The organism is Kitasatospora sp. GP82 (assembly GCF_029892105.1).
Lineage (GTDB): Bacteria > Actinomycetota > Actinomycetes > Streptomycetales > Streptomycetaceae > Kitasatospora.
This window is the reverse complement of record NZ_JARZAJ010000012.1, coordinates 134,394-152,335: the sequence shown is the minus strand read 5'-3', so window position 1 is coordinate 152,335 and position 17,942 is coordinate 134,394. Positions and strand designations below refer to the sequence as shown.

The following is a 17,942-nucleotide window of genomic DNA, read 5'->3' as shown; positions in this document are numbered from 1 at the left end:
GCCAGGCGTTGTCCGTAGTCCCGGGGTAGTCCCGCCGGTACGCGCAGTAGGCTCACGGTCACCGTCGATGATGGGATTGGCCCCGTGGACGACCAGATCCGGCACCCCCTCGCCTACGCCCGCGCGCTTCGCGGCTGGTCCCAGACCGACCTCGCGGCCCGCATCCACCACGCCGCCAGGAACAGGCCCGAGGGTCTTCGCTCCGGCACCGACAAGGCCGCCGTCAGCAAGTGGGAGAACTGGAAGAAGACGCCGAGCTTCGAGTCCCAGCTCCTGATCGCCGAAGCCTTCGACGTCCCGATCAGCGACCTGGAAGCCTACGAATGGCCTCACTGGCTGCCCGGTCAGGAACAGCCGGTGCCGCTCGGATCGGCGTTCACCGTCCACGCACTTCGAGACGCACAGAGAGCCGCAATGGATCATCGTCGCCGTACCTTCATGACCTTCAGCGCGCTCGCGCTGGCCGGGCTCTCCGCCCAGTGGGCCACCCTCGAACCCGACCGGCTCACCACCGCTCTGAACGGCAAACATGTCGACGGCGAATTGGTCGACTGGCTGGAGGACACCAGCGCCAAGCTGACCTCCCTGCCTACCGAACAGCGGCAGCACACCGCGAAGCTGATGGACGCCCAGCTGGATACGGTCACCGATCTGCTTGAACAGGGTCGGTACACCGAGCCCATCGGTCGACGACTCCACCTGCTAGCCGCCTCCCTGGCCAGCACCTGCGGCTGGCACCGCTTCGACCAGGGCCAGCACTTCGCGGCGGGGAAGCTCTGGAACGCGGCTCTCACCAACGCGCACGCCGCCCGTGACCGCGACCTCGGCGCTGGCGTCCTCTCCGACTTCGCCTACCAGTCGATCTGGCTGACCCAGCCCGACGCCGCCGTCGAACCGCTCAGCCAGGCCCTCATCCACACCCGGCACCCCACCGCCCGCTCCCTGCTCTACCTTCGCCGGGCCCGCGCACACGCCGCCCTCGGAGCTGCCGCCGACTGCCACCGCGACCTAACCGCCGCCGAGGCCGCCCTGCTGACCGACAGCCCAGACCCGGCACCCGCCTGGTGCCGTTGGATGAGCACAGCTGACCTGGCCGTTGACTCCGGCCAGTGCATGCTCGACCTCGGCCGCACCGACGAAGCCCACGCCCGCATCGACGAGGGCATGAGCCTCCTGCCGCGCTCCCGTGACAAGACCCGCGGGATCTTCCTAACCTACGAGGCCCGCAGCCTCCTACAGGCCCACGAGGTCGAACAGGCTCTCGTCGTCACGAACCAATCTCTCGACCTTGCAAGCCGGATCGGTGCCGAACGGTGCATCAGCCTGGTCCGCGAGCTTGTCCCGTCGTTCAAGCCGTATCGGCAGGTCGATGGGGTCGCCGATCTCCTGGAGCGGCTCAAAGCGAGCTGACGAGGAGGGATCCGGTCACGGGCGGCCCGGCGGCGGATCTTGAAATCCAGCGACACGAGAGCCATCGTGTGATCTTGGTCCGCGTACGCTGATGGGTGGCGTGGGGCCTGAGTTGTGCCGGGAGGGCACCCGTGGGCCTGCGTGATCTCGTCATTGACGCCTGGTCGTGGCTGAACTACAAGCCGGTGATGGCCACACCCCCACGCCGGGGCTTCGGTCCGTTCGGTGAGCTCGCTGCCAGCTGGGTTCCACCGGAGGACCTGCGCCGCCTGCAGGCGTACAAGCTGCTCGCCGCTTACGACCACAACCAGGCCGGGCAGTTGGCTGCCGCAGCTGGCGACGAGACCGGCCTTGAGCGGCGCGAGCTGGGCGATGCGGCGAAGCTGATCGACACCGCGCTCGGCTACCTCCTCGGCTCCGAGCAGACGATCGTCGTGCCTGGCGCTGAGCAGCAGAACGACCCTGTGTCGGGGGGTGCCGGGGGCCACCGCGCGGTTCAGGAACAGCTGCGGGCGTGGGCGGAGAAGGAACTGCTGCCCCTTCGGATTCAGCAAGCCGAGCGGGCCGCCATCCGGTCCGGGGACGCCGTGTACACCCTGGCGTGGGAGCCGTCGAAGGGCCGGCCCGCGCTGCGGACGATCGATGCTGGCTTCTACTTCCCTGAGTGGTCCGACGACGAGACCGACGCCGCCGAGTACCCGACCCGGGTGCACTTCGCATGGGAACTGCCTGAGGACGACCGGCGCGGGCTGAAGGCCCGGCTCCGGCGGATCACCTACGAGCTCGGGCCGATCGGTGCTGCCACACAGCCAGGCGTTTCGAAGGACGGCTTCCCGGTACGGGAGTGGGTTACCGGGCCAGACGGCGACCCTGTCCTCATCGTCGGTGACCAGCTTGTCGCGGAGAGCGGGATGATCAGCCGCACCTACCCGTGGGCGCCCGGACGGCCGTCCGGCGTGACCTGCTACCTGACCGACGCCGAGTGGCTGCTGGACGACCTCAAGGCGCAGCACGACGTCTACAACCTGCCCATGGAGAAGGCCGCCTACCGAGTCCGTTCCGACGGCGAAGTCCTCCAGGCCCTGGACCTGATGATCGACTTCCTGCCCGTCGTCCACCTTACGAACACCATCCCGGATGCCGGGGAGCACTGGGGGCAGCCGCTGATCGCCAAGGTCATGCAGACCCTCGACGAACTCGCCGCCACTGACTCAGACTCGGCCGCCGCCTCGGCGACCACCGGCACGCCGATCATCGGCCTGTCCGGCGTCCGCCTGCCCAAGGACCGCACCACCGGGGCGACGCTCCCGCTTCAGGTCCGCGCCGACACCGTCTGGTCCCTGGCCGACGGCGGATCCATGCACACCCTCGACACCTCCGCCCAGCTCGCCGAACTCCGCTCCCGTATCGACCACCTCCTCGACCGCGTCGCAGGTAACTCCCGTCTCACGTCCTCCGGGCTCGGCACCATCGACCCGGCCTCCGTCCCCTCCGGCTACGCCCTACAGCTCGCTCTCGGCCCTCTTGACTCGCTGGTCGCCGCGATGCGCCTGGCCCGGACGCACAAGTACGCGCTGCTCCTCAAGATGGCCTGCCGCCTGTACCAGGCCGGACGGGCCGAGGGCTGGCCGGCGGGGGAGAGCCTTCCGGCGAAGCTCGTCTGGGGCCCGCACACGCCGACGGACCGTGCGGCCGTCCTCGACGAGGTGGTCACGGCCTACACCGCTGGGGTCCTGTCGCTGGAGACCGCTGTGAGGATGCTCTCCGACGCCGGGTATCCGATCGAGGACCCTGCACAGGAGATCCAGCAGATCCAGGCCCGAGCAGCGGCAGCCGCAGCCCACCAGGCGACCATGACCGCCGACATGATGGTGCAGAAGCTCCAGGGACTGCCGCCAGACCAGATGGCACCGACCCCCCGAGCCGTGGCGGCGAGCAAGGATCTGCCTGGTCACCAGGGCCAACGCGTCCTGTTCGCAGCAGTTGGCAAGTCTGCGGTCGAAACGGCCAGCTTCACGGGCAAATCCGCAGCTGTGGCGGAGCACCATGTTCCGTCGCAACTGATCTGGTCCGAGCGCCAAACTGGTGACGAGCGACGAGCAGATCGGTTAAGACGTCGGGCCGGGCGAACTCTCGGGCGATCTGGTCCGCGAAAGGCATTCACTGCGCGCTGCCGAGCAGGCGTTCGGCCCGGATGGTCTGCGCATCTTGGGCCCTGAGCACACCGTGCCAAGGCCGACCGCCTTCGGCACCCGGGGCTTCAGGGCTCGATGACGAGGCGCTCGATGCTGCCCTCGTGGAGGGTGAACTGGTAGCGCAGGTCGACGGCTCCGCCGGGGAAGTTGCCTTCCAGGTGGTGGACGGCGGTGTAGCGCGTGGCGTCGGTCTGCTGTGCGCGGGTCAGTTCGATGGTGTAGGTGTACTCGCCGGCGGAGCGGGTGAGCCATTCCTTGATCGCGGCGGGGCCGTTGTAGGTGGTGCCGTCGTCGGTGACGGTGGCCTGGCTGGTGAAGGCGGTGAGCGCAGCGGCGGTGTCGTGGGCGCGGTGGGCGTTGAGGTAGTGGGTGATCACGTCGGGGAGTGCGGTGGGGTCGATGGGGCGGTCCTGGGTGGCCTGGTGCTCGGTCATGGCGGTCCTGTCGTGGGTGGGTTGGGGTCAGACGGTGGGTGTGGTGCCGCCGTCGATGACGTGTTCGGCGCCGACGATGGCGCCGGCGCGGTCGGAGGCCAGGAAGGCGACCAGCTCGGCGACTTCCTCGGGCCGGTTGGGGCGTCCCAGCGGGATGCCGCCGAGGGAGTTCATCAGCTGTTGAAGTGCCGCTTCCGTCGTGATGCCGGAGCCTTGCGCGATCCGCTGTACGAGGTCGGCGGCGGCGGTGGTCTGGGTGAAGCCGGGGGCGACGGTGTTGACGCGCACGCCGTGGGGGCGACCTCGTTGGCCAGGCCTTTGCTGTAGGCGGTCAGGGCGGCCTTGGCTGCGGCGTACGCCAGCGTGCCGTTCCACAGCGGCATGCGGCGCTGGATCGAGGAGACGTGGATGATCACTCCCTTGCCGGCCTCGATCATGCCGGGCAGCAGGCCGCGGTCGAGGCGGACCGCGGCGAGGAGGTTGATGTTCAGTTCCCTGGCCCAGTGGTCCTCGTCCAGGGCCGCGAACCCTCCCGTGGGGGCGTCGGAGCCGCCGAGGTTGTTGACCAGGATGTCGATGCCGCCCAGCCGGTCGAGTGCCTCCTCGACCACGGTGGTGGCACCTTCCGGGGTGGACAGGTCGGCCGTGATGATCGCGTTCGGGTCGAGGCCCTCGGCCTTGCGGCGGGCGGTGACCAGGACGGTCGCGCCGCCTTGGGCGAGGCGTTCGGCGATGGCGGCGCCGGCACCCTTGGTGCCGCCGCTGACCAGGGCACGCCTGCCGTCGAGGGAATCACTCAGGGGGGACACGGGGTGCTCCGATCCCGGGTGCAGGCGAGTAGTTACGCCGCCCCGCAGTTGCTGCTAAAATAGAAGCTAGTAACTTCGACTTTAGCACCAACTCATTGGGGATGGTCACCTTGGCAAGCCGGATCAGGCTGGAGGACCGGGAGTGCCCGCTGTCCACAACGGTGCAGCACGTCGGCGAGTGGTGGACGCTGCTGATCCTCCACGACGCCTTCGACGGCTGCACCCGCTTCGACCAGTTCCAGGAGAGCCTGGGCATCTCCTCCAGCATGCTCACCACCCGCCTCAGGGCCCTGGTCGCCGACGGACTGCTGGAACGCCGCCCCTACCAGACCAACCCTGTGCGCCACGAGTACGTCCTCACCGACCTGGGCCGTTCCCTGCGCCCGGTGATCGTCGCGCTGGCAGCCTGGGGCAACTCCCGCCTGGCCCCCGAAGAGCGCAGCATGATCCTGGTGGACGCGCAGACCGGCGAGGAAGTCGAACCCGTCGTGGTCGACGCCCTGACCGGCCGCCGCCTTGATGACAGCGACGCGTACAGCTTCACTGCGGGCCCCGCCGCCAGCGACGGCATGCGCGCCCGCTACACCCGCCAGTTGCAGGTCAGCGAGCAACCGGCGGGACCGGCCGACAGGGCCCACTCAGCACCGATGGCGGCCCACCACCAACCGGCTGCGGCCGGATAGCCGGAGCGGATTGTGCGCCCCAGTTGCCCGATGTCCCGTCCAGTCTGAGTTGGCAGTTCGTGGGGCTCCGGCCTGTGGGGCTGCCAAGTGGTCTGGGAATGACGTCGGACGCTGTTCTCAAACGAGGTGGCTTTCGTGGAACGGAGCTCGCGCGATGGGCAGTATTCAGGCATGTCGGCGAACCGGGTACCCGTTCGGTCACGTGCCAGTGAGGGCATGCAGAATGCGTCCATGATTGACGATTACCGGCCCGGTGATGTGCTGAAGCTGGAGTGCCCGTTCACCGAGACCACGGTCACCGAGGTCTCCCGCTGCTACGTCTCCGTACGGTGGCCGTGGCTGGAGGTGGACCCGCAGGCCAAGAACATCCGGTGGAACGGCCAGCGGGCGCTTCCAACGCCTGAGGCCCACGAGTGGGAGATCTTCCGAACGGAACCGGCGGAGACCGTACTGAGGCCGGGTGACACATGCCTCGTAGGAGTTCCCGCGACCGTGGTGCACGTCCAGGCGGTCTATCACTTCGATCCGCCCCGGGTCACCGGCATGCTGCCGCGGCCTGCGTCCTACCTCGACCTCCTGCGGCAGGGTGACACCTATGACCCCGAGCTTGAGGACCAGGCTTACGCGCTCGATCCGGCCGGCGGTGAACCGATCCGCATCGAGCTGCTGTTCCGCCCGTACGCATTCCTCGAACCAGGCGATGAGCTCGCCGACCAGGCCGGGCGCGTCTGGCGGTTCGACGCGGCCTGGGACTGGCACCCCTTCGACGGTGAGCACTCGGAAACCCCAGCCTGGCCACTGGCTCTGCTCTCCCGCAATGGTGAGCCAACGCCTGAGGAAGCCGCGGCGGTAGCCCGGGCGACGGCGGTCGGCAGCCACGCGGAGGAGCTTGATCGGTGGGCTGGACTTACTCTCGCGCAACCAGCCGCCCAACAGCAGTGACCTCGCCGGGATCGACAGATGGCAGGAGCACCGCCAGCGGCCAACTCCGCTCGGTACTCGAAACGGTGAGAATCCGACAACATGGACGAGGCCGAGTGAGAATCCGCCGGCTTCAGTGCGACAGGACACCCGACCACGGCGGCTCAGGCGGTCGCCCGCCGCGGGCCCGCCAACTACGCGAATATCCGCCAACCATCGCTACCCGACCACACAGGCACCGACAATGGGCAGGCCGCACCCGCTTGGCAAATCCGAACTATTGTTCGAAAATAGTGCCCATGAGCACCACTCCGCCGAGTGTCCACCTGCCTGCTGTCCTGTGACACCGATCTTTGACCGCGTGCCACCGAACCTTGACGGAGGCGAGTTCGTGTCATCGAAGGTTGATCGCACTGGTCAGAGACTCTGCGCGGGCCCAGAACACCGGACCCGCCCCTGCCCCCCGGCAGACTGGATCGGCGCGCGGCTCCCCCTTGCCATACTCAGATCTGGCGCCCCCACCAGAGCTCAAACCGTGGTTGGAGGCCGATTTGCCGAAGAGCGCCGGGGAGGCCAGAGCAGCAATCCCATCGCGCCGGGGCAGACCAGGGTCTCCTACCGGTCGGGGCCGAGCTGGTGAGTCCGGCGGTGGGCGCCCGGTGAGGTAAAGGTCCGTGCCGGGGTCCTGCTCTTCCTCGGCGGTGGCGGTATCGGGGAACCGCTGAGCGGTGACGGGGTAGGCCCGGGTGGGCGTCTCGTCGGCGTTAGGATCGTGCGGATCTTGGTCGAGTTGGGGGGATGCTTCGTGAGCGGTGGTCTGCGGCTGGTAGGACTCGTCGCGTCGGTACGGATTCAGGCGTCCCTGCTGCTCCCTGTGAGCTTGGTGAGCTGCGTGCCGGCCTACACGGGGGGATCCCACCAGTTGGACCCCGCGACGAGCGTGGGAACCACTCTGATCCTCTTCGTGACGACATTCTGGGGACTTCTGAAGGTCCGTCGGCCCTGGTACGAGACGAGGCTGGAACGACTGTCTCCTCCTCCGCCGACCGCTGAGATGGTCGCGGGAGACAAGACCTTTGACCTGTTCTCCCGCAGCCTCACCAAGCCGCTGCTCCTGGTACTGCTGATCGGACTCACTGCCAGCTACGCGACGGGGATACCGGTCGGCATGTTTCTGGCGGGTATGGCGGCCGCGATGCTCTGGCAGTCGCGGTGGTTGGCGGCCGAGGAGAAGCAGTTGGGCGGTCGGGTCGTGTGTCTCCACACTCCGGTTCGCGTCGCGGCTGACGACCCCAACGGCACTGCGTACCGCCAATCCCGCTTTTGGATCGTTCGCGAGACCTCCTGACCGGCCTTCCTGCAGCCGAGCACACGCGCGCTCCAATGCCGTGGCGGCCAGCTGCGTACGCGGGACGACAACTGGTACGCGACGTACGAGTACTTGGCTGCCAACCATCCCAACATCGACGTCCTTTTCCGGCAGGAGATGACCCACTCCGGCGCCAACGGCCAATTCCTTCTCGGCGAGGCCGAACGACTGACGGGGCTTCGCGGCTTCATCGCGCCCGACGTGAATCCCGACTCGCCCAACCCGAGGTGTCGCGTTCAACCCGGATCGGTTCGTCTTCGCCGGCCAGCACCGAGCGAGGCAGGGTTGGCACCATCCGCCGTGCATCGTGAAGGTGAGGATGCGGGGAGTTGAGACGAAGACCGTGCTGCAACTCATCTCGTTCCACCTTCACTGGCAGTCGCCGACGGCGCGGGCCGCCGAGGCCAGGGCCATCATCTCGATGCCGAAGGCGCGAGCCTGTCTAGGCATCACCTCGGTGATACTGGCGGCATGGCAGGGTCGCAGGGGCTAGGTCGGGCCGCGGAGATCATTGGGATCTTGGCGGGGCTTGTCGCGCTGGTCACCTTCTTCGGCGTCAAAGGCTGCGGTTCCAGTTCCAATCCTGGCGGGAAGCATGCTCAGGTATCTGCACAACCGTCACCGAGTCCATCACCTACGGGCGCCAGTATTTCGGCTACGCCTCAGCCGCCGAAGCCATCTCCCGCGGAACCGGCGTCGACGATCCCTGGGTCGCAGTTTCTAGTGGATCTCAATGTACTGGATTCAAACTTTGGCGTAAATAATGGCTCGATTGATTTGCATGGGAAAACCTTCGGCCAAAGTGTCGCGTTAAGAGTTGACAAGCAATCGCTCCCAGATAATTACGCCGAGTACAACTTGAGTGGACGCTGGAAATTCTTTGACGCCACCGTTGGGGTTACGGATGATTCGCCCACTGGGGGGAAGTTGCGACTCCAGGTCTTCATTGACGGCCGGTCGGCCTATTCTCGGCAGCTCTCAATCGGTCAGTCGGAGACAATTCATCTCAATGTTGCTAATGCCATGCGCCTCAAGCTTCAGGTAGATTTTGCAGCCGGTGAGTACTACGACAGATATTCCTACAAAGCGTGGGGCGATGCCAGGCTGAGCGCCTACGTAGCCGATCGACGTCCATCGTGGTCTGGAACTGGATTCCACCGCCGGACTGTTCGAACGCGGGTGCGATCTCGCTTGCCTTAATCTCACCAGCAGCAGAATCCCAAGCCTTGATCCACTTATAGACGTGGTAGCCACCACTCAGGTTGGTCGGAGGAATCCCCCGCTCGCCATACGGTGTGCCCTCAGGCGAAAGGTACTTGCCGTACTCGGGGTTACCAAACCGGTCCCAGAGATCGCCGACCTTCGGGACGTGTGTCGGCACTGTGCCAGGTACGGCACCGCCGGAAGACACTCACCCGGCGGGGCCTCTGCACGCACAATAGAGTTCATTTGTGTCCAGGCAGGTGACCTTGATCCAGTCTCGCAGAAATCCAATGCCCCGCCGCACGACGGTGGAATCTCACCGTTGCTCTCAAAGCACGCGAAAGCCTCACCAGAGCAATGCTTCGGTGAGGCTTCCTCACGCCAGAGCGCTTTACTTCTCGGGGTTTTGACGATCTCTCTTGCTCCCCTGTTCCGCCGCACTCGCCCCACTAAAGATGAGCAGGGCTCCCTGGATTGCATTAGCAAGATGCGACCGGGCATTGCCAGCGTCAGCCTTGGCCAACAGGACCGACAGGAGTTCCGAGTCCGGATACCCGTCGGCTGCCGGCTCCCTGAGCGCCCAGAGCTGCGACCAGATGACTATCGTCATCTCGTTGCATGCCTGAGCTTGACGCAGGCTATCTGACCCTTGATCAGCGAAGATTTCCCGCGCGGACACTCCGAGGCGGTGCCCCAGCGCCAACAGGAACGCTTCCTGGGAGGTCGAGTTCAAGGCCGACTGGAATTGGTCTCTAATCCTCATTGATCCGTGTCCCACGCATCCCCATCGGTCCTCTTTGTCCCGCTGCATGACTCACGGGCCAGAGAGTACACGTCGTATCCCACCAAGCACAGGGTAGCAGCTCGGGTATTGCCGTTCATCACAGTGCCGTCCGATCGTCGGACGCACCCGGCGCTACGGCGCTGAATTCAACACAGCTGCGCCAATGCGCACACCAGACGACTCGAAGCCCTGTCGGAGTATTTCCGGCAGGGCTTCGAGTCTACTTACGAGATTCCTTGGGCCACATGGATAGACGGCCAGGAATTCCTGGGGCCAACTTTCAGTCCTGGAAATAATTGATCACCCCCGTCCAGGTCGCCACCACCGCCCCGCAGGCCGGTGAGGAGCTGCGGGCCGCAGGCTACGGCCGCACCAAGACAGAGTGGGTACCCAACCTCCTCCACTCGTCCGTCTTCACCGCCGACACAGTCCAGGGCTCCGCGCTGAACCTCGCCGCGAAGTCCGCCGGGGCCGCGGTCTGCAAGGGCGACACCGGCGGCCCCGCCTTCCGCGAGAAGAACGGGCAGGTCGAGCTGGCCGCGCTCAACAGCCGCTCCTGGCAGGGCGGCTGCCTCGGGGAGAGCGAGACTCGCACCGGCGCCCTCGATGTTCGCCTCGATGATGTCAACGGCTGGATCCAGCAGACCCGGCTGACCACCAAGGCCAAGTACACCACCCGCCTGGTCACCACCGCCGACATCAACCACGACGGCCGCACCGACGTCGTCGCTGTCCTGGGCGACGGCACCCTCCACGCCTTTTACGGCCGTGCGGACGGCACCCTCGAGTACGGCCGCGAGCTGTGGAACGACGGCAGCTGGGGCGGGATGACGCAGATCATCGGCGGTGACTTCAACGGCGACGGTTACGGCGATATCGCCGCGCTGTGGCCCGACGGCACTCTCCACCTCTACACCGGCACCGCCGATGGAAAGCTCAACCCCGCTGTCCCGATGTGGCCCAACGCCGGTTGGAAGGGCATGCCGCACATCGCCCGCATCAAGGCCGACGCCTCCGGCCGCGACGGCCTGCTCGCCATCTGGGAGGACGGCTCCCTGTTCGCCTACGCCACCGGCCCCAACGGCGTACTCACCGGCAGCAAGCGCGACATGTGGCGCGACAAGAGCTGGGGTTCCATGACCATCCTCGCCACCGGCGACTTCAACGGCGACGGCCGCGACGACGTCGTCACCGCCTACAAGGGCAGCCTCTTGCTCTACACCGGCAACGCCAAGGGAACCTTCGACGACGCCCGCCCCTTCTGGTACGACAACAGCTGGGACGGCATGCAGACGGTCGTCGGCGGCGACATCAACGGCGACGGCAAGAGCGACCTGATCGGCCTCTACGGCGTCAGCGCCAACCCCTCCAACCCCTCCACCACCCCCAGCCTGCGCTGGTACCAAGGTGACGGCAACGGCAAGCTCTCCGACGGCCGCACCATGTGGCCCGCAGGATCCTGACGCCTCACGGCCCACCACCAGCCATCGGCCGCTGAGTACCGAACGGTGCGGCCGATGCACTCCCCATCTGGGCCCACGTGCGCACTCGGAAGCGGCTGGCCACTCCCGGGCCGTGGCACACGAATCCGGCACACGAATCCGCCACGTAGCCCGCCCAGGACGGGTTCGTGTGCCGGGCCCGGTCCGCAGGAATACTGGGCGCATGAGCGAAGGCCAGCAGCGAACCAGGTCCGTGGCGTTCAAGGTGCCCTGCCCGTACTGCGCCGACGGGGTGCGCTACCGCGTACGCATGGGGGTGCGCGGCGCCGTCATGGGGAGCGGGACGGTGCCGGAGCCCTGCCAGTGGTGCATCGGACATGGCTGGCTGCCCATGCACGGCACGGCGTGGCGGGATCGGCCCCGGCTGGGCTGAGCACGCCACGCAGGGCCACCGGGAGGTCAGTTCGCCCCGGGGCCGCCCGCCGCCAGGTCGGTGGGGTCGGTGTTGGCGCCGCACAGGACGACGGCGGTCCGCTCGCCCTCCTCCGGTGCGTACGCGTGAGTGGTCAGCGCGGCGAGGGCTTCGGCGTACTCCGAGCCGGCCTGGCGCACGTCGGCACCGTTGGAACGGAGCCTGGCGACCTTCACGGGAGCGAGCGCAACGGGACGGACCCGACCGGCGATCCGGTCGGCGGCGGCCTTGATGTCACCGTAGGTGAGCTGGTGCACGGCAAGCCCCTGTACGTGCTGGACGGTCGGGGACCCACCGCGACGATACGACGCGCAGGTGACGGCCGATCACGTTCTCGCCGACCAGTGGGCGGCACTGTCGCGGGCGGCGACGAGGATCGCGTCGTCGGGGGCGAGGACGGCCGCCATGTGGGCGAGCAGGGGTGTGAAGAGGTCGAGCGCGGCCTGCCGGCCGTGTGCGGTACCGGTCAGCGAGGCATGGGCGTGCCGCAGCCGGAGGGTGTCGGGGTCGTCGGGGCCGAGCGAGGCCGTGGCGTCGGCGGCGATACCGGCGAGCAGGGCGGCGGCCTGGGCCTGCCGCCAGGGCTGCTTCAGATGTCTGACCTCGGCGACCCGGTAGGCGAAGCGGGCACGGGCGCGCAGGCCGTCACGGCTCAGCGCGGTGCCGTGGGCGGGGTTCCTCGCCAGGGCGAGTTCACCGCTCGAACCGACCGACCGCTGGCAGGGGTTGGGCGCCCGCGAGCCGACCGGCGCACCGGCCGGGACCGTGCCCAGCGCCACCGCGAGGCGGCGGTGGAGCAGGGACAGGTCCAGGTGTTCGGGGCCGTCGGGAACGCCTTCGTCCAGTACGCGCAGCAACTCGGCGGTGAAGCCGGTGACTTGGCTGCCCTGCGGGATCAGGGCCTTGCGGTCCCGGTCGGCGGCGGTGAGCAGGTGGACGTCGGCGGCCGAGGGTGCGTCCAGGGCCAGGCCCGAGAAGCAGCAGTCGAGCAGTGCCACCGACCACGCCGCCGCGCCGTGCATGGTGGCGAACACCGCCTCCGCCGCCAGTGAGGTACGGGCCGCGTGGTCGGGGTCACCGTCGGTGCCGGGCAGGGCGAGGTGCAGCCGTTCGTCCGCACCGGTCACGCCGTGGCCGACGTAGTGGAAGAGGAGCAGGCCGCGTGCGGAGGCTGCGGCCTCTGCGAGCGCGGCCAGCACTTCGCCGGGGGTCTGCGGGTCGACCAGTCGGATGACCCGGGCCCGGTCGAGTACGCCGTCGGGGCCGGTGAGCGCGTCCGCCAGCCGCTCCACCGAGTCCACCGCCTGTGGCAGGTCGGGGAGTTCAGGGTCGGTGTAGCCGGAGACCGCGACCAGGACGGCCCAGGAGGTCTGCCGGTCCGGGAGCAGAGCGGGCCAGGATGCGGGGGGCATCACTCGGCGGAGAGGAAGTCCCGTACCTGATTGAGGAGTTCGGCCGTGTCGGCGGTGTCCTCCCCCTCGACCTTGAGCGCGGTGCCGTCCGGCCTGGTCAGCTCGACGGCGACCTTGCCCTTGCGGAGCCGGGCGGTCAGCCAGATGCAGAGCGGCTCGATCACCAGCGGTCCCACGACGGAGGCGATCTCGACGGCGTCCGCGACACCGCCCTGCTCGCCCGGCCGGGGCGGGACGATGCGGTTGGACACATGGCCGCGCAGCTCACCGTCGCGGTCCAGCTTCCGTTGCAGCGCCCTGGCGTCCTCGTCGGCGGTCTCCTGGTCGGCGTCGAAGGCGATCACGATCGGGCTCATACGGCAATTCCCATCTCTGATAGGCGAGTTGTTCAGTCGAATACGGGGCGGGTGGTGTCGCCGGATCCGCTGGAAGCGGTCGTCGCCGACGACTGCGCGGGCTGTGGCCGGGCCGGCGGGCCGGGCTCGGCGAACAGGGCGGGCCGCCCGCCGACCTCGTAGGGGAGGCGGAAGGCGGCGGCCGCCTCGTACCGGTCCACCAGGACGGCGAGCAGGGCCTCGATCTCGGTCCAGAGGGACGGGTCCAGGCCCCTGTGGTGGCCGTCGGGCAGCGGGTCGAGGCGCAGCTGCGTCAGGTTGCGCCAGGCGTACGGCCGGTCGCGCCCGCTCGGAGTGAGGACCGCCGCACCGCCCGGAGTGAGGACCGCCGCACCGCCCGGCCGGCCGCCGCCCGACTGGCTGGAGCCCGACGGCTCCGGGCCCAGTTGGTCGGCGACCAGTTCGGCCAGCCCCGTCGGCAGCGGTCCGGCGGCGGCGAGGGTGACCCGGAGCCTGAAGCAGGGGCCCAGGTAGCGGTGGACGGCGTCCGCGAAGAAGGCGCGGCCCGCCTCGGCGGACGGGTCGCCGAGCTGCGCGCCGCCCCAGACCGGGTTGCCGGGTCTCGGGGTGGCCAGCCGCTGGTACTCGGCCGCGAACTGGTGCAGGACCGGCTCGACGGCGGGTGGCAGCCTGGTCGGCTCCAGGCAGACCGAGAGCGCGGTGGGCCGCTCCTGCCTGGCCAGTTCGGCCCAGACCGGCTCCCACGGACGCCCGGCCGGGCCGAGGGGTGTGGCGATGAGCGCGTTGGCGCGGGTGGAGTCCGTCCGGCGGATGGGCCGGACCTCGACCCGTTTGCCGAACTCGCGCAGGTCCACGCACTCGGGCGGACCGCCGTTCGAGTCCAGCGAGTTGAGCTCGGCGGACAGCTCGGCCCGGTCGTCGATCGCCCGGCATTGGACGTGCGGAGGCAACTGCGCCATTCGGGCGGCCAGTTGCCGGGCAGCGGTCTCCGCGGCCTGCGGGGTGGGGCCGCCGGCCCGCGCCAGCAGTACCGAGTGCAGCAGGCCCTCCCGGGCGGTGTGACGCAGTTCGAACCGGACGCCGCCCCCGTCGGCCGTCCGAGCCGCCAGCCAGGCGAGTTCGGCGGCGCCCGTCTCGGACCAGCGCTGCGGCTCCGGCAGGCCGGCGTAGCCCCGGTGGTCCTTCAGCCGCCGGGCCGGCGCCAGCCGCAGGCCGACCCAGGCCGCACTCCCGTACTCGTCGCTCCCCAGCAGTACGCCTCCACGCCCCTGATCCGCCGTCACTGCTGCTCAGGCTCCGGCCACGGCTTGGCGACCGGCGGCCCGGCCGGTGCAGGCGGCACCGCAGGCGCGGTAGCCGGAGGGGGAGGGGGAGCCTGTCCCGCGTACTGCGGCGGCACACCGGAGGAGAGCGGGGCGGACGGAGCGCCGGGCGCAGCGGCGTACGGCGCAGCGGGAGCGGCAGGCGCGCCAGCGTACGGCGCGGCAGACGCACCCTCGGAACCGGCATAGGTGACCATCGGGATGTTGCCGTCCGGAAAGCCCGCCGAGAGAGGCACCTGCTCGCGCTCGATCGCCACCAGCAGACCCTCGCGGCAGGCCGCGTGCACGGCCTCGCGCATCGCGCGGGTGCTCTCGGTGCGCAGCATCGCCCACTGGAGGCCGGCGCGGCCCTTGAGGCTGCCGGCCAGGTCGGTCAGGTAGCGGAGCAGGAGCCGGGTGCCGCTACGGGTGCGCCACATCTGCCAGCCGAGGTAGAGGCTGGTGCCGTAGCGGAAGACCGAGATGGTCGCCTGGCAGTCCCCCTGGCTGAGCACCAGTCGCATCCGGACGGACCTCTCGCGCCCGGGCTCGACCGTCCAGCGATCGGCGGCGGCGAGCTCGAAGCGCCTGCGCAGCACCACCTCCCGGATCCTGGAGTAGGTGGATTCGGCGTCGTCGCGGTCGTGCAGCAGCACCCGCCATTCGCCGATCGGTTCGTTGAGCTTGCTGACGAGGAGCAGCACCCAGAACAGCACGCCGCTGACGATCGGCGCGGCGATCATCAGGGGGGCGCCGAGTCCGCCGTCGTTCGTCTGGAGGGCGCCGAGTGCCGTGCCCCCGTAGGAGCTGCCGAGCGAGTTCCCGGTGAGCAGGGCCAGGATGATGCCCACCAGGAAGAGCAGCAGGAAGCAGATGGTCGAGACCGCCCATGCCCTGAACCAGAGCGCGGCGACCACCCGCCCGGCCACCCGGTCGTCGAGGACGGTCTCAACCGGGGCGTACCGCAGGGTCTTGTCGAGGTAGGCACTGTTGCCGTCGCCGCCGTCCCAGCCGGGGATGGGCTGCGCATTTCCGTTGATCACGTCATTCCCCCGATCGCCGACCTGACTTTCGGTCAACTGAGGGGCATATGTTGGCATATGAAGCGCGGTCCGCGCAGCCGAAAACGACGCATCCGGTCCGCCGTGCGCAACCACGGCGGACCGGACCAGCAGAAACGGACCGGCGGTATCAGCCCGCCAGCAGCGCGGGCAGTTCCGCGATCGAGCCGAGCACATGGGTGGCGCCGTCGGCGCGCAGGCGGTCCTCGCGGTGGGCACCGGTCAGCACACCGGCCACCACGCTCGCTCCGGCGCGCACGCCCGTCAGCATGTCGTACCCGGTGTCCCCGACGACCGCGAGCTGCCGCACCGAGTCGGTGCGGGTGCGCAGCAGGGCGGTGAGTGCCAGGTCGGGGTAGGGGCGGCCGCGGCCGGCCTCGGCGGGGCAGAGGGTGAGGTCGGCGATGTCCTGCCAGCCGAGGGCGGCGAGGATGCGGTCCTGGGTGGCCCGGGAGAAGCCGGTGGTGAGCACCACGGAGCGTCCGTCGGCACGGAGTCGGCCGATCGCCTCGGCGGCGCCGGGGAGGGCGGCGCAGTGTCCGGCGTCGATCAGGTCGTGGTAGGCGGCCTCGAAGGCGACGTTGGCGCGCTGGGCGCGCTCCTCGTCCTCGAAGAGGTGGCGGAAGACTGAGATCTTGGACTCGCCCATGGTGGTGCGGACGTAGTCCAGCATCTGCTGGTGCTGCTCGCTTCCGGCCTCGACGCCGAGCTTGTCGGCGGCGGCCAGGAAGGCCTGCTCGACCAGTCCGTCGTCGGCGACGGTGGTGCCGGCCATGTCGAGCACGACGAGCCGGATGTCAGCGGTGGTCATCACTAATACCCTTACAGGTTGCAGAGTCGGGCGGTGGTTTCGGCGATCGCCGGGGAGCAGGTCATTCCTCGGCCACCGGGTCCGGTGACCAGCCAGACGCCGTCGCGGACCTGCTCGCGGTGGACGACCCGGGTGGTGTCGACGGTCTGGGCGTAGACCCCGGCCCAGCGGCGCCGGATGCGCGGCAGCGGTCGGCCGAGCAACTCCTCCGCCACGGCGGACAGATGCTCGTACGGCTCCTCGACCACGTCGAAGCCGAAGGGCTGGTCGTACTCGTGGGTGTCGCCGATGGTCAGTCCGCCGTCCTGGCGCTGGACCATCAGCAGCTGCATCCGGTGCTCGGCGGCGACGGGCGGCTGCGGCTGGACGGCCTCCAGCCGGTCGAGTGCGCTGCCCTCGAAGGCGGGGTAGTAGCGGAAGCTGTCGCCGTCGGCGACGGAGGTGGTGAGCGGCTCGTCCAGCGGGTCGGTCTGCATCATCTGCAACCGCACCTTGCGGACGGGCAGTTCGGGCGCCAGCTCCCGGACCAGGCCGCCGAGCCAGGCTCCGGTGCAGAGGATGACCAGGTCGCCCTGGTGCACCTGGCCGTGGTCGTCGCGCACCGCGTTCTCGCCGATCACCTCGCGGACCTCACGGCCGGGGAGGAAGGTGTAGCGGCCGCTGGCCTGGAGCGCGGCGCGCAGCGCGGGCTGGGCCAGCCGGGGTTCAACGGCGGCGTCCCGGGGGCACCACAGGGCACCGAGGTGCTTACCGCGCAGGGCCGGGTTCTTGGCCCGCGCCTCAGCGGCGTCGAGCAGGCGGTAGCCACGCTCCTGGGCGTCGGGCAGGGTCAACGCCTGCTCGGCGACGGCCAGTTCGGCCTCGGTACGGATCATGGTGAGCGAGCCGTTGGGCCGGAAGCACAGACCGGGCACCCGCTCGCCGATCCCGGCCCACAGCTCGCGGGCACGCTGGGCGACGGCCAGCTCCTCACCGGCGGCGCGGCCGCTGACCCAGACCAGGCCGAAGTTGCGTACGGAGGCGCCGCGCGCCTCGCTCTCGCGCTCCAGGTGGACGACCTCGTGGCCGCGTTCGACGGCCTGCCAGGCGTGCATGGTGCCGAGCACGCCTGCTCCTACGACGACGATTCTCATGCGGACAGGTTGGGGCGCCGAGGTGACCGAGGGGCGTCCTCCCGACTGCGGGGAGATGAACCGATCGCAAGAGTTGTACATACAACGCAGCCTAAGTTGTACAGCCAACCTGGCGCCATGGTCGCGCGGAAATCTCTCAGCCCGGC

General features: G+C 69.0%; 14 protein-coding genes and 2 pseudogenes. 7 read left to right on the top strand and 9 right to left on the bottom strand.

What is annotated here, in order from left to right:
- Positions 1–84: 84 nt before the first annotated feature.
- Together P3T39_RS14930 and P3T39_RS14925 are read left to right on the top strand one after the other, a co-directional pair.
- Positions 85–1,410 carry a helix-turn-helix transcriptional regulator gene (locus P3T39_RS14930; RefSeq protein ID WP_280698043.1) on the top strand — a complete coding sequence of 442 codons (1,326 nt, stop codon included), beginning with the start codon at positions 85–87 and terminating at the stop codon, positions 1,408–1,410.
- A 131-nt stretch (positions 1,411–1,541) separates the two neighbouring features.
- On the top strand, positions 1,542–3,629 hold the full coding sequence (locus P3T39_RS14925) for a hypothetical protein (RefSeq protein ID WP_280698042.1): 2,088 nt from the start codon (positions 1,542–1,544) through the stop codon (positions 3,627–3,629).
- 41 nt (positions 3,630–3,670) lie between these two features.
- On the opposite strand, the gene P3T39_RS14920 is transcribed toward P3T39_RS14925, so the two are convergent.
- Positions 3,671–4,039 carry a nuclear transport factor 2 family protein gene (locus tag P3T39_RS14920; RefSeq protein WP_280698041.1) on the bottom strand — a complete coding sequence of 123 codons (369 nt, stop codon included), beginning with the start codon at positions 4,037–4,039 and terminating at the stop codon, positions 3,671–3,673.
- 27 nt (positions 4,040–4,066) lie between these two features.
- Positions 4,067–4,848, bottom strand: a pseudogene (locus P3T39_RS14915) (SDR family oxidoreductase).
- Positions 4,849–4,949: 101 nt separating this feature from the next.
- Between P3T39_RS14915 and P3T39_RS14910 the strand changes: the two are divergent.
- From P3T39_RS14910 to P3T39_RS14890, 5 genes are all read left to right on the top strand, one after another.
- On the top strand, positions 4,950–5,531 hold the full coding sequence (locus P3T39_RS14910; protein WP_280698040.1) for a helix-turn-helix domain-containing protein: 582 nt from the start codon (positions 4,950–4,952) through the stop codon (positions 5,529–5,531).
- Positions 5,532–5,762: 231 nt separating this feature from the next.
- Positions 5,763–6,473 (top strand): hypothetical protein, encoded by a 711-nt coding sequence (locus tag P3T39_RS14905; RefSeq protein ID WP_280698039.1) that lies wholly within the window; start codon positions 5,763–5,765, stop codon positions 6,471–6,473.
- Between the two features lie 784 nt (positions 6,474–7,257).
- Complete coding sequence (locus P3T39_RS14900) at positions 7,258–7,800, top strand: hypothetical protein (protein WP_280698038.1); 543 nt, start codon at positions 7,258–7,260, stop codon at positions 7,798–7,800.
- Positions 7,801–10,104: 2,304 nt separating this feature from the next.
- Complete coding sequence (locus P3T39_RS14895) at positions 10,105–11,271, top strand: FG-GAP-like repeat-containing protein (protein ID WP_280698037.1); 1,167 nt, start codon at positions 10,105–10,107, stop codon at positions 11,269–11,271.
- 202 nt (positions 11,272–11,473) lie between these two features.
- Positions 11,474–11,683 (top strand): hypothetical protein, encoded by a 210-nt coding sequence (locus tag P3T39_RS14890; RefSeq protein ID WP_280698036.1) that lies wholly within the window; start codon positions 11,474–11,476, stop codon positions 11,681–11,683.
- Between the two features lie 26 nt (positions 11,684–11,709).
- Here the strand turns inward: P3T39_RS14890 and P3T39_RS14885 are convergent.
- From P3T39_RS14885 to P3T39_RS14855, 7 genes and pseudogenes are all read right to left on the bottom strand, one after another.
- Positions 11,710–11,844, bottom strand: a pseudogene (locus P3T39_RS14885) (threonine/serine dehydratase); the annotation flags it as partial.
- 204 nt (positions 11,845–12,048) lie between these two features.
- Positions 12,049–13,134, bottom strand: coding sequence for a caspase family protein (locus P3T39_RS14880; protein WP_280698035.1), 1,086 nt, complete (start codon positions 13,132–13,134; stop codon positions 12,049–12,051).
- The gene (locus P3T39_RS14875) at positions 13,134–13,490 is read right to left on the bottom strand and encodes a hypothetical protein (RefSeq protein ID WP_280698034.1); all 357 of its coding nucleotides are present in this window, start codon (positions 13,488–13,490) and stop codon (positions 13,134–13,136) included. The genes P3T39_RS14880 and P3T39_RS14875 overlap by 1 nt, the downstream gene beginning before the upstream one ends.
- A 32-nt stretch (positions 13,491–13,522) precedes the next feature.
- Positions 13,523–14,773: a hypothetical protein gene (locus P3T39_RS14870; protein ID WP_280698033.1), complete on the bottom strand. Its 1,251-nt coding sequence runs from the start codon at positions 14,771–14,773 to the stop codon at positions 13,523–13,525.
- On the bottom strand, positions 14,770–15,870 hold the full coding sequence (locus P3T39_RS14865; protein WP_280698032.1) for a hypothetical protein: 1,101 nt from the start codon (positions 15,868–15,870) through the stop codon (positions 14,770–14,772). Before P3T39_RS14865 ends, P3T39_RS14870 begins: the two co-directional genes overlap by 4 nt.
- Positions 15,871–15,982: 112 nt before the next feature.
- Positions 15,983–16,663 carry a phosphonatase-like hydrolase gene (locus P3T39_RS14860; protein ID WP_280698031.1) on the bottom strand — a complete coding sequence of 227 codons (681 nt, stop codon included), beginning with the start codon at positions 16,661–16,663 and terminating at the stop codon, positions 15,983–15,985.
- Between the two features lie 11 nt (positions 16,664–16,674).
- Positions 16,675–17,796 (bottom strand): TIGR03364 family FAD-dependent oxidoreductase, encoded by a 1,122-nt coding sequence (locus tag P3T39_RS14855; protein WP_280698030.1) that lies wholly within the window; start codon positions 17,794–17,796, stop codon positions 16,675–16,677.
- Between the last annotated feature and the right edge of the window lie 146 nt (positions 17,797–17,942).